Consider the following 20,241-nt stretch of genomic DNA (forward strand, 5'->3'; position numbering starts at 1 on the left):
AATCTAAAAAGTGTTTCGATTATCTAAAATTGTTTCGAGAAACGCGGTTGGGGAAAGAGGAGGATCTTCAGCAAGGGCTTGATGAAAAATCACTGTGGACGGAGTTAAGCCTGGAATGGAATTCGCCTCAATCACGAGAATATCCCCTGAATCGATTTGCAGAAATGCATCTATCCGCGCAAATCCATTGATTCCGAGTTTCTCAACCACGAATTCAATTTTGTTTTGAGCCTTTTGCCATGCTTCCTGTGATACCCATGGAGAAGGTGGCGGCGTAATATTTACACCGGTTCCACCTTGGAATTTTTCTTCTAATGACAGAATCTCTCCGCTGGCCACTGTGATGCTTGGTTTGAGTGCCCGCATTTCACCTCGTCGACCGATAACTCCCACAGTCACCTCAACCCAACCAGAGTTTTTCTCCCAATTGAGTTCGTTTCCTTTGATGACGGGTTTGTCGCTGTTGATGAAACTTTCAAAAAGCAAAAATGCAGGCGGACTTTGAGGTAGCTCAACGAGGGATTTAACAAAACTCAATTCACCTGGAATTATTCGAGGTCTACCACTTTTCAACAAATTGAGATAAAGTTGAAGGTCGTTCTCATTGGCGAGTCGAACGATTCCAGATGAGCAACCATCGGATAGTGGCTTAACTATCAAGGTAGGTGTTTTGAGTTCTTTCGTCAGGCTTTCCCACAGGAACTTTAGTTTATCCGATGAAAGTTGCTGAAGAATTTTGGTATCGAGCTTCTTCTTGGCCGCGATAAATATTCCGTGTTTTCCGTAGCTTTTCAGGGCTTTTCCGGTTTCGTATTTATCCATACACAGTTTCGCTGAAGCTGATAAGGATCCGGTAAATGGAACGCCTGACTTGCTTAAGGTGGATTGAAGTTCTCCATTTTCGCCTATGCCGCCATGGATCGCCAAGAAGACGGTTGTATTATCCTGGATGAAATCTTCCAGAGTCATGCAGTTGGGCATGATCAGTGGCTGAAGTTCAAAATCTGAATCCACAGTCAAACGACTTTCGATGTCCGTGCGATACATATCCAGGCGTTCCTTTTCTTCTAGGATCTGGTGGCAAGCTGCCCCAACTTCTTCAACCGTATGTCGCAAGGTGGCTGCATAAGGGAGTTTCCATATGAATCCATCACTATCGAGCAAGTAAGGCACCGGAGAGAAGCGATCGGATTTTCGCAGTTTCAACCAAACATTGGTGCCACTCATTAGCGACACTTGCCTTTCAGAGCTATCACCTCCGAATAGAATACGAATCGGTTCTTTGTCGGCAAAAGTATCCTCTTCCGGTGGAGGCGGACAGGGAAGTCCTCTTCGTGCACAAGCACCATGCACAATGAAATGAAGGATCTCTGAATGAGTCCAACCCAGGTAAGCTGCTTGTAGAAAAAAGAAACTGTTTTGCTCCAATCCGCTCGCCAGGTTGATGTCGGAATACCAGATGCTTCCATCATCAAGCAGCCATCCATCCATTCGCACCACATCTTTTAAATCCAATGCTGTGAATATTGATTCAGCTTGTTTCTGAATGTCCGTTATGGATTCGTCGGGAAACCTCGGCGGCATGTGGTAGGCCACCTGTCGGGTTGGGAGGTATTTTAATCGATAATCAAAAAGTGATTGGGATGAATCGGTGATTTCAATTTCTGTGGGTAGGAGTGCAACGGGTTCCCCTTTTAAATTCTGTACGACAATGACCGTAAATTCTTTTCCGGAAACGAAAGGTTCTAAAACAAAACGCGTGTCTATCTTATCCGCATGCATTGACCGAAATGCATTCAAGCAAGCTTCCGGATTTCGAACTTCGGTCACTCCAATGCTTGATCCCGAACATGCAGGTTTTAAAACCCCGCGACTTAATCCATTGTTTTTGAAAAACGACTCAATGCGACCCAGGCATTCTTCTTCCTCTAAATCATCCAGTAACATGCTTGGTACGGAGTAGAACCCCTTACGTTCCAATTGCCATCCAGCATCAAACTTATCAAACGCTACCGCAGACGCTCGGCTAGAACTTCCAATAAATGGGATTTGATTTTCTTCTAGAAATTTTCCCAGTTCTCCCCCTTCACCAAATGCTCCGTGAATTACTGGAAAGGTGATTGAGGCCGATTTTAGCAGCTCGACCAGTTCTGCATCGTTTAGCGCTTTGCCTAAAGAATCTATTTTGAAATCAAAGTCGGAAGGCGTGTTTGAATAGAGCTGATTTCGATCAATCAGAAATGCCTCTTTTCGTAAATTATAATAGATAGGAATGATGTTGAAGTCATCCAGATGATCTATAACTGATCTCGCAGAATTCAGCGAAATACCTCGCTCAGCGGAAGGTCCACCAAAGATGAGCGCTACACAAAATTTACTCATGCGTTCCCAAGATTCTTAAGGGCATCTCCAGTAGCACGAAAGAGTTCCCATTCAGGCAACATTTCCGCTCCTAGTGAAAAGTAAAAATCGTGGGCGGGTGTATTCCAGTCGAGTGCCAACCATTCCATGCGGCCGCAGTCTTTTTCGTTGGCTTCCTTTGCCAAGGTAAGAAGCAATGCTTTACCAATTCCTTTACCTCGAAATTCTGGATGTACAAAGAGGTCCTCGAGGTGGATTCCTGGTTTCGCCAGAAATGTTGAAAAATTGAAAAAGTAAAGTGCGTAGCCTGCTAGCTGTTCATCCGAATAAGCCAGGTAGCAATAGGCGTATGGCTTTTCGCCGAACATGTTTTTTCGAATCAGCTCCTCAGTTGCTGTTACTTCATGAGTTAGCTTTTCATACTCTGCGATTCCCTTAATTAAACCAAGGATGGCACCTGTATCGTTTTCTGTGGCTTTTCGGATCTCAAAAGACATGAAGAGAAATCATTCTTGAGGGATAACCAGATGCAACAGGATTGTTCTTAAAATTGACCCTCGTTACTGGAGAAACCCTATGAAGTGAAGCGATCCTGGGGAATAGCTTTCATCGGCCATTGTTTAATTAGCTGAACGAATGCTCTGCCTTCCATGGGTTGAACTTTGGCCTTCAATGATTCAGCGGTGTCTTCCTTGGCGACTGCTACTTTCAATTGTATTAAAATGGGCCCGGAATCTATGCCTTCATCGATGAGGTGGACGGTGCAGCCCGTTTCGGTATCGCCCGCATCCAACACGGCCTGATGTACCTCCAGATCCATTAATCCAGGATGTTTAGGAAGTAGGGAAGGGTGTACATTGGTTACTTTACCGTGCCATTTGTTGACGAACTCTTTTGATAAAAACCGCATGTAACCGATGCACAGAATCAGGTCCGCTTTCTCTTCTATTAAAACCTTTGATACCTCTCTATCGAACTCTTCTCTCTCCTTATCCTTAGCAGAAATAAAATAGTCCTTGAGGTAGTGTGTTCGGGCGCGTTCAAGAATGCCGGACTTTTTTCGATTACTGATAACACTGACAATGGTGGCATTCAGTTCACCTGCTTCGATGGCCTCAATAACGGGCTGTAGAGACGAACCCCGTGTTGATCCCAATACGGCAACTCTTACCGGTGCCTGACTCATTTAACCACGTAACGCTTTCATGTGCGTTACTCGTTTTTCAATTAACTCGATTGTACCTATGTCTGGTCGATGGAACAGATCGCCTTTGATTTGATTCACTAATCTTTCAGCTTCTTGTTCGGCTTCTTCAATGGTGGGGGCTACACCAACCACCGCAGCTGTTCGCGAACCTGTTGCTACAAGCTTGTTTTCTTTTTGATCTACAGCCCCAAGGAATAGTTGGTGCGGTTTTTCGAACTGACTAAGATCAACCTCAAATCCCTTTTCCGGATTATCCGGATAGCCTGTTGGGACAACATACTTGCACACACTGGCAAGCTTCTTAAATGAAACATCAAGTTGGTCCAGGGTTTCACTACAAATGGCTTCAAAGATATCGATAATATCTGTGTCCAGAAGTGTAAGTAAGTTCATGACCTCGGGATCTCCAAAGCGGGCGTTAAATTCTATAACTTTAACTCCTTTTGCCGTGGCCATGTAACCCCCGTACAAAATTCCTTTGTATCCTTCTCCCGTTTTTTTCCTTAGTGCTTCTACCACCAGCCTGTTTATTTCCTGCGCTTCTTCAATGTCTGTTTGAGTGATAAATGGTAAACGGTGATTCGCGTCACTATAGCTTCCCATGCCGCCTGTGTTTGGGCCTTTGTCATCCACATATGCGCGCTTATGGTCTTGAATGGGCGGCATATGCTTCAAGGTCGTACCGTCGCAAAAACTGAAAAGAGAGAATTCTTCTCCGATGCACTTTTCTTCTATGACGTAGGTGGATCCGGCATCGCAAAGTTCCTGGCAGTATTCAAGTGCTTCATTATGAGAATGGAGATGATCACCAGCTACCTTTACGCCCTTACCGCCCATCAACCCATCGGCTTTGACAACGTAGTTGTCCATGAGAGTTCCGAGGAAGTCCCCAGCTCCATCCAGGTCCGAGAAATACTTAAACTTTGGGCAACCAGGCACGTCATAATCTGCCATCAGATTTCTGGTAAACTGTTTGCTCGTTTCTAGCATGGCCAATTGCATCTTGGGTCCGACAACCGGAATTCCCAGGCTCCAAAGTTTGTCAGCCACCCCCGCTTCAAGCGGAGCTTCCGGGCCGACCACCGCCAGGTTGGCATGGTTCGATTTTGCGTAATCGGCTACGGCTTCGGGGTCATTTATATTTCCCGAAATATAGGTATCGGCAAGAGCTGCAATTCCGGGATTCATACTAGAACCAAAGACTATCAATTTGAAGGGTCTCTTGGATTTGCTTATAGATTTAGCCATCGCGTGCTCTCGTGCACCGGAACCAACGAGCAAAATAGTGAAGTTCTGATTATCCATGCGGGTTTTTAATAGCTTCTCTCTTCACGCTCTTCGTAGTAATTGATGAACGCTGTGTTCAAGGCACGGAAGCCTCCCGGCGTAGGGTAATTGCCAGTGAAATACCAATCGCCTTTATGGTGGGGTAAAGATTCATGCAGGTTGTGGATATTTTGAAAAATAATCGTTAACTTGCCATTCCAATAATCCAGTTCCGGTCTAACTTTCTGACTAATCTTAACCGAGATCTCTTCCGGCGTGAAACTATCGTAGATCCGTTTGACCTTATTGCCCATTAGGTCGATCGGTTGTTTTGCCTGTTCAACGCATTCAAGGTATACATCGCGAATCAATTGCTCCCGTCCCTGGTCTTTCAACAGCTCAATGGCAGCTTCGAACGCAATGAACTTGTGGAGTTGGGACATATCGATGCCATAACAATCCGGGTAACGAATCTGTGGGGCGGTTGATACAATTATAATTTGCTTTGGTTTCAAGCGCGCCAGGATCTTAATGATGGATTGTTTAAGCGTTGTGCCGCGAACAATCGAATCATCCAGGCAGATTAGATTATCTGTTTGGGAAACACTACCGTAAGAGATATCGTAAACATGAGAAGCAAGGTTGGTTCGAGTTTTTTCCTGACTTATGAAGGTTCGAAGCTTGATGTCCTTCAGTGCGACTTTCTCAGATCGAGGCCAATTACTCATGATGACACGATCCAGGAAATCCGAGTCTAACTTTCCGGTTTCCGCTTGTGCCAGTATTTCTTCCTTTACCGCTTTTCTTCGTTCTTCACGCAAACCGTCCATGAGGCCATAATAAGCGACTTCAGCGGTATTGGGAATGAAACTGAATACCGAATTTTCAAGGTCATTGTTTATGGTTTTTAAGACTGAGCCGACCAGGGCTTTGCCCAAGGCTTTTCTTTCCAGATATATATCGTGGTCGTTTCCACGGGAAAAATAGATTCGCTCGAAGCTGCAAGATACCCGTTCTTGTTGGTCACGGATTTGCTTTCTAATTAGCGTTCCATTTTTCTTAATAATGATAGCTTCGCCCGGATTGATTTCCTGAATCTCTTCAACCTCTTTCGAGAAAACAGTCATCAGCGGCGCTCGTTCTGAAGCAATTGCAACCACCTCATCATCTTCGAAAAAGTGGAAGGGCCTTATTCCCCATGGATCACGAGTCGCAAAACAGTCACCGTTTCCTATCATCCCTGCTATCGAGTATCCGCCGTCCCATCCTTTACTGGATTCCTTAAGAATTTCACCCACATCGAGTTTTTCAGAAATTGCTTTTGCATTGTCCATACCGGATAGATCTTTTACGTCGCGATTCTCGTGGTAAAGACGGCGATGCTCCTCATCCAGGTGATAACCGATTTCTTCTAAAATGGTCTGGGTATCCGTATCGAATACCGGGTGTTGTCCACGATCAATAAGACGTCTGTTCAACTCGTCTGTGTTGGTCATATTGAAATTTCCAGCGACCATTAAATTGCGGGTTGGCCAGTTGTTTCTTCGGAAATATGGATGGCAACTTGCTTCTGAATAACCGCCGGATGTGCCGTACCTCAGATGGCCTAAAAATATTTCAGCACCAAAATCAAAATGATCTTTCACGGTTGTTGCAAACTCAGGATGAATCGTACCCTCATCGACCTTGGAATTATAGTCGTCCAAGAGGCTGCTGAAAATGCGACTCATCGAGTTAGCTTCTGCGCTTCGTTTCCGAAACATATAAGGCTTCCCGACTTCCACGTCCAGTTTTAGAGCACCCACTCCCGAGCCATCTTGACCTCGGTTATGTTGTTTCTCCATTAGGAGAAATAATTGATTAAAACCCCAAAGGGCCGAATCATATTTTATTTGGTAATACGATAGTGGTTTTTTGAGCCTCACCAGGGCAATGCCACATTCGTGTTTAATCGAGTCACTCATTCTTAAAGGTAAGCCTTTAAGTTTTTTTCTATTCTTTCGGATGCAGGAGTATTCAGATCGCCGATGGGAAACGTTTCTCCGGTGATCATCTCGAAAAGCTGCATGTAGCGACTTGCTAATTCGACAATCAGGTCATCCGGAGCCTTGGGAAGGATCTCATCTTTGTAAGGATCGCAGTGATCCCGAAACCAAAGACGAATAAATTCTTTATCAATATTTTCAGGATTTTCTCCGTTTGCAAAACGTTCCTCGTATGAACTAGCCAGCCAGTAACGACTGGAATCAGGTGTATGGATTTCGTCAATCAGACGAATGACCCCGTCCTTGTCTTTTCCAAATTCATATTTTGTATCTACCAGAATGAGTCCATGTTCTTTAGCTACCTCCTGACCGTATGCGAAAAGCTCAAGTGCTGCTTTAGAACAGATATCCAGGTCCTCTTTATTCATGAGCCCCATCTCAAGTATTTGATCAAGACTCACTGGTTCGTCGTGTTCGGATTTGGTAGTGGGTGTCAGAATGTTTTTCGAAAGTTTTTGGCTTTTAATCAACCCTTCAGGCAATTCGTTGCCGCAATAGTTTCGACTGCCATTGTTGTAATGGGTCAAAAGCGATGTGCTCGTGGATCCGGTCATGTAACCTCGCACCACAAATTCTACCATAAAAACTTCGCACTTTTTGCCAATCGTCACGGCTGGATCCGGAGTGTCCAGTAAGTGATTCGGAATGATGTGTTTGGTTTTTTCAAACCACCATTTGCTTGTTAAATTCAGAACTTGGCCTTTGAACGGAATGGCCGCCAGCACACGATCAAAAGCGCTCAATCGGTCGGTGCAAACGAATGCAATCGAGTCCTCCATGGGATACACGTCCCGAACCTTGCCCTGAATCTTTTGGCCAGGCAGGTTAGTTTTTACTACACAGTTATTTATTTGAGATCGGATTATTTCTCGTCGGTCCATGGTCTATTAAGAATAATATACAGCGTCTTGGAAAAAAGGATTCCAGAGTATGTGAGTGTTAAAAATTTGGTTTAGTGTTTCTTGGTCTTCAGGGTCTGCGAGTTCAATTTCCCAAAGGGTAGAGCGTTTGATTTCTTTGATTCCTGAAATGTGAAATCGATCTTTTAAAGTATCGAGTTTTTGTTTTCCAACAAAGTCATCTTTGTCGTGAACAAGGATTCTGATTTTAGAATCGTCCGTGGGGATTTCGGTTATATATTCTTTGTTCGAGTTGAACAGTTCCCCTGTTTGGATGATGTCTTCCTTTACCGTTCCATTGGCATCGCCAAGGTCAACTTCCCAGTGAGTCTTGCGCGTTATGTTGGCTTTTATTCCTGCAACCTCCAGCGCTTTTTGAACCGTGTGGGCAGTATTGTCTGTTATAAGCAGATTAATTGGGATTTCAAATCCGTTAAGCTTGGCCTTGTATTTGCCGACCGTCGCTTTTGGAGGATTAAATGCACAGGACTTCGATTCTTTTACTTGTTTCTCTTCAATGTATTCACGCATTGAAGTAAAGATTGGATCGCCGGCTGGAACTCTCTCCGGATGAGGCATGATGGCCATTACATTTCCGGCAGGATTGGTAACTGCCGCAAGGTTATGGACCGATCCATTGGGATTAATTGGAAACCCCTCGGAAATTTCTCCTTCCGCATCGCTGTATTGAAACGGCGTCTGTCCTGATGCGATCATTTCGGAAAGTAATTCGTCGGGGATAACAAATCGACCTTCTGCGTGTGCCAAAGGAATATGAATCGTGCTGCCTTCTTCGAGGTGACGTGTGAAGGCTGTTTTATTGGAAGCACCATTCATTCTCAAATGAGCAAACACATTATAGAATCCTGTGCCCAGAATATGCCCGTCTTTTTCCCGACGATTTGGGGCAAGAGCCATTCCTACGCGGTAGTCTCTTAATCCCGGTACCAGTCCGGTCTCGACCAGGATTTGAGCACCGTTGCAAATTCCTAACACAGGTTTTCCTGTCTCGGATTGTTGCCGGATTATTTTCATTACGGGATCGAGTGAAGCAATTACACCGGCTCTGGATCGATCTTCATAAGAAAATCCTCCTACGATTACGTATCCATCAAACGCTTCGAGTAATTCGTAGGACTGGTTCCATAAAAACTCTACCGGTTCCATTCCAGCACGGCGAATAGCGGCGATGGATTCCGTTTCGCAATTGCTTCCGGGAAACTGAATAATGGCGACTCTAATCATTTGTGAAGATGTACGTCGCAAGGTCCTTCAATAATTTTTCCGATTTCGTATGAAGGAATATTCTTGAATTTTTTTAGGATTTCCAAAGCAGCTTTCTTGGAATCCTGGCGCACAATGATTACATAGCCGATACCCATATTGAAGGTTCGGAACATTTCGTGAGTATCAACCCTGCCGATATTTTGTATAACATCAAAGACTGGCAAACTTGGCCAAGACTTGATATCGATTTCTGCACGACAGTTTACCGGGAGAACTCGAGGCACGTTTTCAATAAAACCACCGCCTGTAAGGTGAGCCATACCGTGAACGACAACTTCGGATTCAAGTAAAGCAAAAACCGGATTCTTGTAATTTACGTGTGGAACTAACAGAGCATTGCCCACTGATGTTCCCAATTCAGGAATATTGCTTTCGGTTGTGTATCCACCAATATCAAAGAAAACTTTACGTGCGAGTGAGTAGCCATTGGTTTGCAGGCCCGATGAGGCGAGACCGATGATACAATCGCCAGCTTCGATGGTTGACCCGTTGATAAGTTTATCCTTTTCAACGAGACCGGTAACACAACCTACGATATCATGTTCATGGAGGTTGTAAGTGCTTGGCATTTCAGCCGTCTCTCCGCCAACTAATGAAATTCCGTTCTCTCTGCAGGTATCTGTCATTCCGCGAACAATCTCTTCAACGATTTCTGGAACGAGTTTTTGATTTGCTACGTAATCGAGGAAGGTAAGGGGGGTGGCTCCGTGAACAATAATGTCGTTGCTCGTTGCGCTGACTACATCGATTCCAAGACCGTAAAACTTACCGGCCATTTTCCCCACAGAAACTTTGGTGCCAACTCCATCGATACTTTGGATGAGCACCGGTTTTTCGTAACCCTTGATGAGTTCAGTGAGATCGAACATCGAGCCGAAGCTCCCAAGTCCGGTAAGCACATGCGGAGAAAATGTGCTTTTAACGTGATCCTTGATGCGCATTACCGCTTCGTTTCCAGCGTCAATATCGACCCCGGCAGATTTATAATCAATTTTGCTCATAATAATTTTTCACGTAACCCGTTTTCCCAGCGCTCCTTTGCCTGGGAGAGATCGAGGTCTATGGTGTTGTTTAGGTTGATACGTTTGTTCGTGGAAGTAGTTCCTATGTGTTCGTAATAAAGATTTCTTTCGCTCAAAAGCGTTGTAACTGCAGCAAAATTGTCAGGGGTTATTTCAAGAATGAATCCCCCTGTTTCTGAGAAAAGGCTTTGCAAATCGGATAGCTCGGAATCGATTTCAACTTTAAACCCGATTTTGTTTTCGAAGCTCATTTCTGCCAAAGCTACTGCCAGACCTCCGTCCGAGATATCATGCGATGCTTCAATCAGGCTTGAATCAATCAAGTCGATCACGGCGTACAGCTGAGCTTGAACTTCTTCCAGGTCGGGGCAGGGCACGTTTGCTCCGAGCTCGCCATTGAGGTCGTAATATACCGATCCGCCAAGCTCATTCTTTCGAGCACCTATCATTATTATGGCTGAATCTTCGTGCTTGAAAGATAAAGAAACAGCTTTCGAAACGTCCGGCAGTTTCCCCACGCAGCCTATCATTGGACTTGCTGGAATACTTCCAGTTCGAGATTCGTTATAAAGAGAAACATTTCCGGCTACGATCGGAACGGGGAATCCGGGATGTTCTTTCAAGTGGATTGCTTTACAGGCGTCTGCCACACCGTGGATACTTGCTACAAAAATTCCCATTTGACTCTCCTTCTCCGGATTACCGAAACATAGGCAATCAGTGACAGCTTGCGGTGAGCCACCAACTGCTGCGATATTTCGAAAAGCTTCCACGACCGCATTGATAGCTCCCTGGCGCGCATCAATCAACCCATAACGTGGATTTTGATCCATGGTAACTGCTATTCCGATGTTGCGAATCTCTTCCGGATATTCATCGCCTTGAAATGGTTTAATCACTCCTGCATCGGCTTTCCCTGCTTCGATGACCGTATTGCCTTGAACCTGCTTGTCGTAAGTTTCGAAAACTGGGGCTCGTGATGCAATGTTCTCATGGGCCAGGAGGTCTAGCAACAGCTGAGAAAGATCCTCCGGTTCGCTTAGATTTGGCTCTGAAAGTTCGGGTTTTTGATATTTGTAGGGGCGATTATAAACGAGACCTTCGGTAACTTCTTTCGCTTTTGCGTCGACTAAGATTTTACCTTTATAAGTCACTTTAAATTGGCCATCACCTCTGATTTTTCCGACTACACATGCCGCAGCGCCCTTTGAGATATTTGGGAAATCAAAGGTTTTATTGTAGTGATCCAGAATGAGCTGAGTAACTTCTGGTGGGGATGCCCACATGAATCTTTCCTGGGTTTCCGAGCAGAGGATAACAGCCGGGGCCAGATTTTCCATACCGAGGTGGACATCATCAAGAAATACATCTGCGCCATAGCCGGCTGCGTCTGCAATTTCCACACTAGCGCAAGCAATCCCGCCTGCTCCAAGGTCTTTGAAACCAACTTTATCGATAAGATTTTTCTCTTTGAGAATTTTGCACAACTCGTAGGTCGACTTTAAAATGTGTCGTTCAAGAAATGCATTTGGGTCTTGAACGGCTCCCTTGTTTTTCTCTTTTTCCTCTTCTTCCAATTCTAAAGAAGCAAAGGAAGCTCCACCAAAGCCACTGTTATCAGTTGGTTTACCGATTAAAATCAAGTCGTGCCCCTCAGCATTTGCGGGGGCGTAGGAGTGAATAATGTCCTCCTCGCATATGGCTCCCAGTGTTAGCACCGTGACCAAACAATTCTCATTGTAGCCGGGGTGGTAATAAAGATCTCCGCAAACATTCGGAACGCCGAGCGGATTTCCGTAACCGGCGATTCCGGCGACGACCCCTTCATGAATCCACTTGGACTTGGGTTGTTTGATATCTCCGAATCTCAGGCCATCACCGATCGCAATAACTTTGGCTCCCATACAGCAGACATCCCTTACATTTCCGCCCACGCCGGTCGCCGCACCTTCGTAGGGCACGATCTGGCTTGGGTGATTGTGAGACTCGTGAGAAAGCGCAATTCCGTATCGTTTGCCAGCATTGTCAGTAGCTACACCGACAATCCCAGCGTCTTCTTTGGGTCCCAGAATCACGTTTGGACCATTCGTAACAAATGCTCCAAGGTGGACACGGCTGCTTTTGTAAGAGCAATGCTCAGATCCTTGAATCGACCATAGCACGCATTCCGCCAGGGTAGGGGGACGCTCCAGGATTTCGTTCTGAATTTTCAGAGCTTCGTCCGGTGTCAGTGCCAGATTGTAATTTTTCAGCAGTTGCTGAATCTGGTCGTTAGTTTTATTATTGAAGTCCAGGGTCTCGTCTTTAAGGGACATTAATGGCGGCGGATTGGATGGATGGACGAGTAAAATAAGTTTTGTTCCAGAAAGGATTCCCCAGTGCAAGACAGATGTTAAACAATGTTTCAGTTTTGTGCTATCTGGGGAATATCTGACAGCTTTTGCTTAGCCTGCTCGGACAGAACGGCGAATTTTACCTTCAACCAAACGAAGGTCTTTAAAATCTCGAATGCCTTCAACACCCCAAATATTGGCCTGGGTATATTGGTCCCCCCGACCTAAAAATTCGTAACCCAGTTCGTTGGCAAAGCGCATATCGGACCTTGAGTCACCGATATACACGACTGAATCGAAATCTGAACCGTGCTTTTGTCTGGCCTCCCTATGAGCGGCTTTCGTGGCCTCTTTTTTGTATTCGTAATCGCAACACGAATACAGGATCCAATTATCGAAATCAAAACCTGCTGCGGTTAACTTCAATTCAGATGTAAAACGCCAACTGGCGGTCGCTACGGCAAACATGTAATGGTCGCTGTCTTCCAGGTATTCAATGAACTTGTGTGCCCCAGCAATTGGCGGAACTGCGGCCGGATCCTCGTCCAGATGGGTGCTGAAGAGTTCAATGAATCGAGTTCTGCAGCGCTCGATATCGTCAGGGTGGCAGAGTTGTCCGAGTTCTTCCCTCATGACTTCTCGAATAATGCCACTGTCCGTCGGGTTGGAATACGCATCCCAATTTGTTTTTATTTGGGGTAAACCCAGGCTTTCGCAAACAGCTTGAGGAAAGTATTTGTTCTCCAGGTGGAGTGAATCCACCAGAGTGCCGTCAATATCGAGGAGGATGAGGATCATGGCAGGTAGTTAAATTTTCCAATGTCGTGAATTGATTAAAAACCACCGGGAAGACCACCGGGGAATCCTCCCATGCCGCCACCTTTTTTACCCATCATCTTTTGCATGCGTTTCATTTTGCCGCCGCGCATCATTTTCATCATTTTTTTCATCTGGGTAAATTGTTTTAAAAGTTGGTTTACATCGGCAACCCGAGTGCCTGAACCATTGGCTATACGAACCCGACGGCTTCCGTTAATTAGCCCGGGGCGACTCCGTTCCTTTAGGGTCATTGAAAGAATAATGGCTTCTGTCTGTCCCATTTGCTTGGTTTCTTTGTCACCTACTTGTATGCCGTTCAAACCCGGCATCATGCCCATGATTTTATCCAATGAACCCAGTTTCTTTACCTGGCGCATTTGGGAGAGAAAGTCGTTCAGATCGAAATCCGCACTCTTCATTTTCTCCGCCATTCGCTCGGCTTCGTCCTGGTCGATTTTTTCTTGGGCCTGCTCAACCAGGGTAACGACGTCGCCCATCCCTAAAATTCGCCCAGCCATCCGATCAGGGTGGAAGACCTCAAAGTCGTCCATTTTCTCGCCCGTCCCTGCAAATTTTATAGGGACCTGGGTGATGGACTTCATGGAAAGGGCGGCACCGCCTCGGGCATCGCCGTCGAGCTTGGTAAGGATTATCCCAGTGAGGCCAACCTCATCGTTAAAATGGCTGGCTACGTTGACCGCCTCCTGACCCAGGGCGGAATCAGCGACCAGAATGATTTCGTCTGGCTTGATGGTGTCCCGGAGTTTTTTTAGTTCTCCTACCAGATCGGTATCGATTTGCAAACGTCCGGCAGTATCAAAAAGTAATACATTGGCGTCCTCATCCTGGGCATAACGCAGGGCGCGTTTACCAATAAAAGGGACATCTTTTGTGCTTCGATCGGAAAAGAAAAGTAGTTCTTCCTGTTTTGCCAGAGTCTCCAGCTGATCGATTGCGGCTGGACGGTACACATCGCAACCAACCACCAGGGGTTTAAGGCCCTGTTTTTTAAGATGACGGGCCAATTTTGCGGTCGAAGTTGTCTTTCCAGCGCCATGGAGACCTATCATCATGATCTTTAGCGGGCGGTTCTCCGACAATTCTGCAGTGCCTTCCCCGAGCAGCTTCGTCAGTTCATCATTGATGATTTTAACTACCTGCTGTCCTGGAGTAACCGAAGAAAGCACGTCCTGGCCAATACAAGCCTCCTGGACCTGATCCACAAATTGCCTGGCTACTTTAAAATGAACATCGGCAGACAGAAGGGCCGTACGAACCTCCTTAAGGGCTTCCGCCATGTTTTCTTCGCTTAGTTTTCCAACGCCGCGTAAATTGCGGATGGTTTTTCCAATTCTATCGGTCAGGTTATCGAACATATGAGCTTTGGGGGAAAGGTTGGGAATTAAGAGAATCGTTTCCATAGACACAATTAATTTCGCGGAAAAAGAAACAGGTTATCGTTTTTCGTTGATTGAACGACCAACGAAGCAATGGTTCCGGTATGATATTGGGGATTGAAAGTTCCTGTGACGAATCGGCCCTGGCGGTATTTCATCCGGACCGAGGACTTTTGGTAGATCTGGTCTACTCGCAGATTCAGACACACCAAGAGTACGGTGGAATTGTACCTGATCTTGCAAGTCGTGAACACCTGGAAGCATTTGTTCCGCTTCTGGATAAGCTTAAAACTAAAGTTGATATAAATGAGCTTTCAAAAATTGCGGTCACGACTGGACCTGGCCTTGCCAGTTGCCTTGCCCTTGGGCTTGCGTTAGGTCGAAGCTTGGCGCTTGCGCTGGATATCCCTATTGTCGGAGTTAACCATTTGCGCGGACATGTTTTTTCTCCTTTTATTTCGCTTCACAATGATGATCCCCGGAATTTTCACACCGCCTATCAGGATTTGCTACCTCATCTGGGCCTGATCGTTTCGGGAGGAAATACGGTATTGTTTGAGATCAATTCAGATATGGAGGTAGTTGTGCTGGGAGAAACTATTGACGACGCAGCAGGAGAAGCACTTGACAAAGGAGCCAAACTTTTAGGCATGCCATACCCGGGCGGTCCGCTGATAGAAAAGGCGGCCATGGGTGGTCGACCGAATCAATTCGATTTTCCTCGCGGCATGGTTCATTCGTCGGAGGTTAAATTCAGTTTTTCCGGCTTGAAAACAAGTCTTCGTTACCGGCTTGAAAAACTGTCAGATGCAGAACTTGCGAAACATCTTCCTGGCCTGTGTGCGAGTTACCAACAAGCAGTGGTTGACGCCTTAACTAAAAAGACAGGCTCGGTGTTGAAATGGGGGCGATTTAAGAGCCTTGGCTTGTCAGGTGGTGTAGCAAATAATCAGGCACTTCGCCAATCTTTCTCCGGGTTGGCGGATGAAGAAGGAGTTCCTCTACTGGTAGCTAAACCAAATCAAACAGGTGATAATGCAGGTATGATTGCTTTTGCTGCATTTCTGGATTCGGCTGGAACGGTTTTAGACGAATCCCGGCTTTGCGTTGAACCTGGTTGGAGAATTACCTAAGGATCGCGAATGTTGTCCTATGAAAAATCTGTTAAAGCCAATTCTCAACCGAAATTCCCTTTAGAACAGGCTTTTGAACGCCAAATTTAATGTAAGTTTGGGATATTTTACTTTCATGAAAAAAACCTGTATTACTGTTAATATTTCGAAATCACCTATCTATGTCTTCTTCTTCTCTCAAATTGTCAGCTCGCGAAGTGCAAAAACTATCTGCTGATCTAAAGAATAATATTAATCAGGTTATAAAGGGGAAGGAAGACGTTGTTGAAAACGCGGTAATTTGTTTCCTTTGTGGAGGGCATCTACTCATTGAAGATCTACCTGGTGTCGGTAAAACCACCTTGGCCTACTCACTGGCCAAATCCTTGGATTGCGATTTTTCAAGAATCCAATTTACCAGTGATTTGTTACCAAGCGATGTAACGGGTGTAAGTGTTTTCGATGATCAAACGCGTGGCTTCATTTTTAAAAAGGGACCCATCTTTTCAAATATTGTGCTGGCTGACGAAATTAATCGGACCACCCCAAAAACTCAATCGAGTCTTTTGGAGGTGATGGATAGAGGTAAACTCTCGGTCGATGGAGAAACCTACGATGTGGGTAGTCCGTTCATGGTAATCGCCACTCAAAATCCTGTAGATTACGAAGGCACTTTCCCGTTGCCCGATTCTCAGATGGACCGGTTTTTTATGCGTCTCCACATGGGATATCCGGACTTTGAAAGTGAGTTGGAGATCCTTTCGGCAAAGGACAATAACTATGACAATCTGGACATCAAACCGGTTCTGTCTCCAGAGGATGTAAATGCCTGTCAGGCTCATGTCAGGGAAGTTTTTGTTGAAGATACTGTGCTCCACTATTTGGTAAAGATCGTAGAAGCTACGAGAACAGACACCGAGTTCCGGCATGGTATCAGCCCCCGGGGAGCTATAGCTCTCAAGGCTGCCTCTCAGGCGCGGGCGTTGTATTATGGCCGTGATTTTGTTATTCCTGAGGATGTCTTCTCCATGGTTATTCCGGTGTTTGTTCATCGGTTGGCGCTAAAAAGGAGTACCTCTGATCCTCTTGAAGAACGACGTGTAGTTACTTCCTTATTACGCAGTATTTGTGATGCCGTAACCCAGCCGATATGATCCAATCACAGGCAGATCCCAGGACTTTGGGCTCAGCCGGGAACGAGAGTAAACGGCCTAGGAGTAAATCTTTTTTATTAAAGATTTATCGTCTAATTGTTCCACCAAAAGGGCACAAAACCATACCAACTATCTCTGGCTATGTTCTTATCTTTGTGAGCTTGGCTATTGGTGTGGCGGCCTACAATACTTCGAGTAACATTTTATTCATCACCGTTTCATTTCTGCTAGCCAGTCTGGTGTTGAGTGGTGTTCTGTCCTCATTGAATTTCGCGAGACTTAGTTGGCGATTGATTGCTCAATTTCCTTACCGGGTGAATCGAAAGGCATTCGTAAGGCTTGAGGCGTCCAATTCAAAACGATTTCTCACGACCTACTCAATCTGGTTCGACCTGATTGCCGAAATGAATGGAATAAAAGGTCGGTTACCACTGGCGAGAAGACTAAACCCTGAAAGAACCGTATCTTTAGAGTGGTCTTTTTTGCCTAACAAACGCGGATTGGAAACACTATCTATCACCAGTATTGGTTCTCAATTTCCTTTTGGTTTTTTGTCCAAATTCATGCCCGCAAACAGAGAAGTGAGCTTCCATGTTTGGCCAGAACGGATCGATTATTCTTTTAACCAAATCGGAGGCACAAAAATTCATTTCCAGGGAAGCACTTTAAAACGTAAAGGTGTGGGTGAAGATATAATTGGAATACGGGACTATCAAATTGGTGATCCTCAAAAGCACATAAACTGGAAGGCCACAGCTCGGAGACAAAAGTTGATGGTCAAAGAAATGGCCGAAGATAGCCAGCCAGGGTTCATTGTATGTGTTGATACTTCTCACACTGCCTGGAAGGAGGAAAAAAACCTTAACCATCTTTGTCGATTTGCCGCCTCACTGGCTGAAGATCTTTTTATCCAGAATCAGTTAAGCTCAACCATCATCAATGGCAGAAAGTCATTGAATATCCGTAGTGCTGCTGATCTTGAAGAATTTCTTAATGATTTGTCCGTTGTACAAGCTACCGAATATTCGGTGGATGTTGGAGTACATAGGAAAAATGTCATTTCGTTTGAACCCGTATTTCCAGGAGGTGTGCATGCATTGGTTGGCTTACAAAAGGCAGGACAGGCTTAATAGAAGCGACGTTTCTGCGATTGCGTGGTTTTTGGGTAATTTCCTGGCCTTGTTATCGCTGAGTTCTGTTCTCTCTTTGGAAAACGCTTCGAATATTGTGCCTGGGTTTTCACTGCTATTATGCGGCGCTGTTTTTCTTTTCCCGCGACTACCGGGAAAAATTCCCCCATGGTTTTGGAAGCTAAGCAATGTGTTGTTGGTTGGATTTTTGGTGATCGATTTTCTTCGATCAGAATTTGTCGCTGCGCTTATCAATTTGAATGTCTTATTAATTCTTTTTCGGAGTCTTTCCTATCGGAAGAAACGGGAAGATATGCAGCTCATTCTCCTATGCATGTTTGTGATAGTGATCTGTGGTGTCTTATCCATGTCCCTCTCATTTGGAGTGCACATAATTTTGTTTTCGTGCTGTGCGATGGCTTTGTTATTCGTGATCAATTTGCGTGAAAATGGTATGGAGATGGAGGCCAACGCTGAGACGTTTATTGGTTTTAGTTGGATTCGGTTTGTTTACACTGTTTGGAGAAAATTTGACCTTCGACACCTTGGTTTTGGACTATTTCTTTTTGGAATTCTCATTTGTTTCACGGTCGTTATTTTCGTTTCATTTCCGCGATTTCATCTTGGGAAAATAATCCCTTTTTTGCAATTTAAGTCCGCCACCTCTTACAGTGGTTTCAGTGAAAATGTGAAATTCGGAGAAGTTACTGAAATTAAGGATGACAACTCTATTGCCATGCGGATCGATATTCCGGATGTGGCTAATTTCCCGTCAGCTCCTTATTGGCGTATGCTTGTTTTGGATTCTTACGAAGACGGTCATTTCAGCGTATCTGAAGATGCCATGTCCCGGAGAGAGCAACAAAGGGAAACCAATAGGTTTGGTTACCGTCCAAATTTTATTCGACAAAATTTTCCTGAGCTTGGAGATGACCGGTGGACATTTTATTTGGAAGGCGGGGTAAGCCGTTTTTTGCCAACCACGGGTGTTTACCATGAAATGCTTTTTCAGAAGCAAGAATCATTCTTTTTTAATCCGTATCATCATACGCTAAACACTGAAGAAGTTAGTCCCTCGGTTCAGTTTTATCAAGTCACCGGTATGTCCTTCGGTGATAAGATTCCTGATAATTTTGCACCTTCATCACGAACTCCCATAACAAAAAGGTTATTAGATAACCCGGAAGCTTTTGAACCGACAGAATATCCGAGGACAACTTTGTCAGTTCCTGTTAACGATTCTGACAAATTATTTTTGATTGAAACGGCTCAAATGATAATGAGGAAGGTGTCCGACAGAGATCCGGTTCAGTTTGCTTATGCAGCAAGCCAGTGGCTCGGTCTCGGACACAATTACTCAACATCTTTATCAAAGCATAGCGGCGATAGCGATCCGGTGGTTCGCTGGATACAGGAAGAGGATGGAGGGCATTGTGAATATTTTTCCGCTGCGCTTGTTTTACTGTGCCGAGCTGCAGGTATTCCGGCCCGTGTGGTTACCGGATTCCATGGAGGAAGCTGGAATGGATTTGAGGATTACTTTATGGTCAAGAACGCCGACGCTCATGCTTGGGTTGAAGTATTCGATGGGGAAAAATTCTGGGTGCGCGTGGATCCAACTCCAGGAGGGAATTTGGCCGTTCTGGGTCTCGATGAGGCAACCGGGAATGCGAGTTCTTTTGTGGATTCCAGTGTAACTGCCTACTTCGATAGTTTGAAAATTTTGTGGTATCGTCGTGTTATAAATTTCGATAACTTGGATCAAGTGGCAATCGTTGATGGGGTTTCCAGTTCCTTCATGGAGCTTGTGGATGCGGTTAAAGGAAGCGTGATTTCGTCTATTGAGGAATTCAAAGCGTTGATCTCCGACCCGTTTAATAAGGAGCGGTTAACTTTGTTTGGAATAGCTTTCGCAGCCTTTTTTGGTGGCTACCTCGTAGTTCGTGTTTTGTTATCGCGTATGCGTGCTCGCGCCTATTTTAAATTTTTTGGCACCAGAAAGAGAAAAAGGATTAATCAGCTCAAGGAACGAGTTTTGGCGGGACAGCTTCTAGATCGTTTTAGAAGAAAATTGTCTAAAAACGTTTCGAATGAATCCGTTGAACTTAGCATGAACCAACTATTGCTGATTCGATTCGGTTCGGTGGAATCGTGGCCAACCGTGTCGCTCGAGCTGCGACGCGCAAAGAAATTAATAAAGTCCCTTTAA

General features: G+C 45.2%; 15 protein-coding genes. 4 read left to right on the plus strand and 11 right to left on the minus strand.

Annotation, left to right across the window (positions count from 1 at the left end; genetic code table 11):
* Nucleotides 1-3: 3 nt before the first annotated feature.
* From O3C43_04095 to ffh, 11 genes are all read right to left on the minus strand, one after another.
* Nucleotides 4-2,382, minus strand: a complete 2,379-nt coding sequence (locus tag O3C43_04095; protein ID MDA1065664.1) for a hypothetical protein — start codon at nucleotides 2,380-2,382, stop codon at nucleotides 4-6.
* Nucleotides 2,379-2,858, minus strand: coding sequence for a GNAT family N-acetyltransferase (locus O3C43_04100; protein ID MDA1065665.1), 480 nt, complete (start codon nucleotides 2,856-2,858; stop codon nucleotides 2,379-2,381). Before O3C43_04100 ends, O3C43_04095 begins: the two co-directional genes overlap by 4 nt.
* A gap of 77 nt (nucleotides 2,859-2,935) precedes the next feature.
* Nucleotides 2,936-3,547, minus strand: coding sequence for a phosphoribosylglycinamide formyltransferase (purN, locus tag O3C43_04105; GenBank protein MDA1065666.1), 612 nt, complete (start codon nucleotides 3,545-3,547; stop codon nucleotides 2,936-2,938).
* Nucleotides 3,548-4,873, minus strand: coding sequence for a phosphoribosylamine--glycine ligase (purD, locus tag O3C43_04110; GenBank protein ID MDA1065667.1), 1,326 nt, complete (start codon nucleotides 4,871-4,873; stop codon nucleotides 3,548-3,550).
* Nucleotides 4,874-4,881: 8 nt separating this feature from the next.
* Nucleotides 4,882-6,798, minus strand: a complete 1,917-nt coding sequence (locus tag O3C43_04115) for a class II glutamine amidotransferase (protein ID MDA1065668.1) — start codon at nucleotides 6,796-6,798, stop codon at nucleotides 4,882-4,884.
* 2 nt (nucleotides 6,799-6,800) lie between these two features.
* Entirely contained in the window at nucleotides 6,801-7,760 is a 960-nt protein-coding gene (locus O3C43_04120; protein MDA1065669.1) for a phosphoribosylaminoimidazolesuccinocarboxamide synthase, read from the minus strand.
* 6 nt (nucleotides 7,761-7,766) lie between these two features.
* Nucleotides 7,767-9,023, minus strand: a complete 1,257-nt coding sequence (purQ, locus tag O3C43_04125) for a phosphoribosylformylglycinamidine synthase I (protein ID MDA1065670.1) — start codon at nucleotides 9,021-9,023, stop codon at nucleotides 7,767-7,769.
* The gene (gene purM, locus O3C43_04130; GenBank protein MDA1065671.1) at nucleotides 9,020-10,066 is read right to left on the minus strand and encodes a phosphoribosylformylglycinamidine cyclo-ligase; all 1,047 of its coding nucleotides are present in this window, start codon (nucleotides 10,064-10,066) and stop codon (nucleotides 9,020-9,022) included. Before purM ends, purQ begins: the two co-directional genes overlap by 4 nt.
* Entirely contained in the window at nucleotides 10,063-12,402 is a 2,340-nt protein-coding gene (purL, locus tag O3C43_04135) for a phosphoribosylformylglycinamidine synthase subunit PurL (GenBank protein MDA1065672.1), read from the minus strand. Before purL ends, purM begins: the two co-directional genes overlap by 4 nt.
* A 129-nt stretch (nucleotides 12,403-12,531) precedes the next feature.
* The gene (locus O3C43_04140; GenBank protein MDA1065673.1) at nucleotides 12,532-13,218 is read right to left on the minus strand and encodes an HAD hydrolase-like protein; all 687 of its coding nucleotides are present in this window, start codon (nucleotides 13,216-13,218) and stop codon (nucleotides 12,532-12,534) included.
* 35 nt (nucleotides 13,219-13,253) lie between these two features.
* Nucleotides 13,254-14,615 carry a signal recognition particle protein gene (gene ffh, locus O3C43_04145; GenBank protein MDA1065674.1) on the minus strand — a complete coding sequence of 454 codons (1,362 nt, stop codon included), beginning with the start codon at nucleotides 14,613-14,615 and terminating at the stop codon, nucleotides 13,254-13,256.
* Between the two features lie 95 nt (nucleotides 14,616-14,710).
* Between ffh and tsaD the strand changes: the two genes are divergently transcribed.
* The 4 genes from tsaD (at nucleotide 14,711) to O3C43_04165 (ending at nucleotide 20,241) form a co-directional block, all read left to right on the plus strand.
* Nucleotides 14,711-15,769: a tRNA (adenosine(37)-N6)-threonylcarbamoyltransferase complex transferase subunit TsaD gene (gene tsaD / locus O3C43_04150; protein ID MDA1065675.1), complete on the plus strand. Its 1,059-nt coding sequence runs from the start codon at nucleotides 14,711-14,713 to the stop codon at nucleotides 15,767-15,769.
* Between the two features lie 161 nt (nucleotides 15,770-15,930).
* Nucleotides 15,931-16,902, plus strand: a complete 972-nt coding sequence (locus O3C43_04155) for a MoxR family ATPase (protein MDA1065676.1) — start codon at nucleotides 15,931-15,933, stop codon at nucleotides 16,900-16,902.
* 155 nt (nucleotides 16,903-17,057) lie between these two features.
* The gene (locus tag O3C43_04160) at nucleotides 17,058-18,032 is read left to right on the plus strand and encodes a DUF58 domain-containing protein (GenBank protein MDA1065677.1); all 975 of its coding nucleotides are present in this window, start codon (nucleotides 17,058-17,060) and stop codon (nucleotides 18,030-18,032) included.
* The gene (locus O3C43_04165; GenBank protein ID MDA1065678.1) at nucleotides 17,956-20,241 is read left to right on the plus strand and encodes a DUF3488 and transglutaminase-like domain-containing protein; all 2,286 of its coding nucleotides are present in this window, start codon (nucleotides 17,956-17,958) and stop codon (nucleotides 20,239-20,241) included. The genes O3C43_04160 and O3C43_04165 overlap by 77 nt, the downstream gene beginning before the upstream one ends.

The organism is Verrucomicrobiota bacterium (assembly GCA_027622555.1).
Classification (GTDB): Bacteria; Verrucomicrobiota; Verrucomicrobiia; order Opitutales; family UBA2995; genus UBA2995.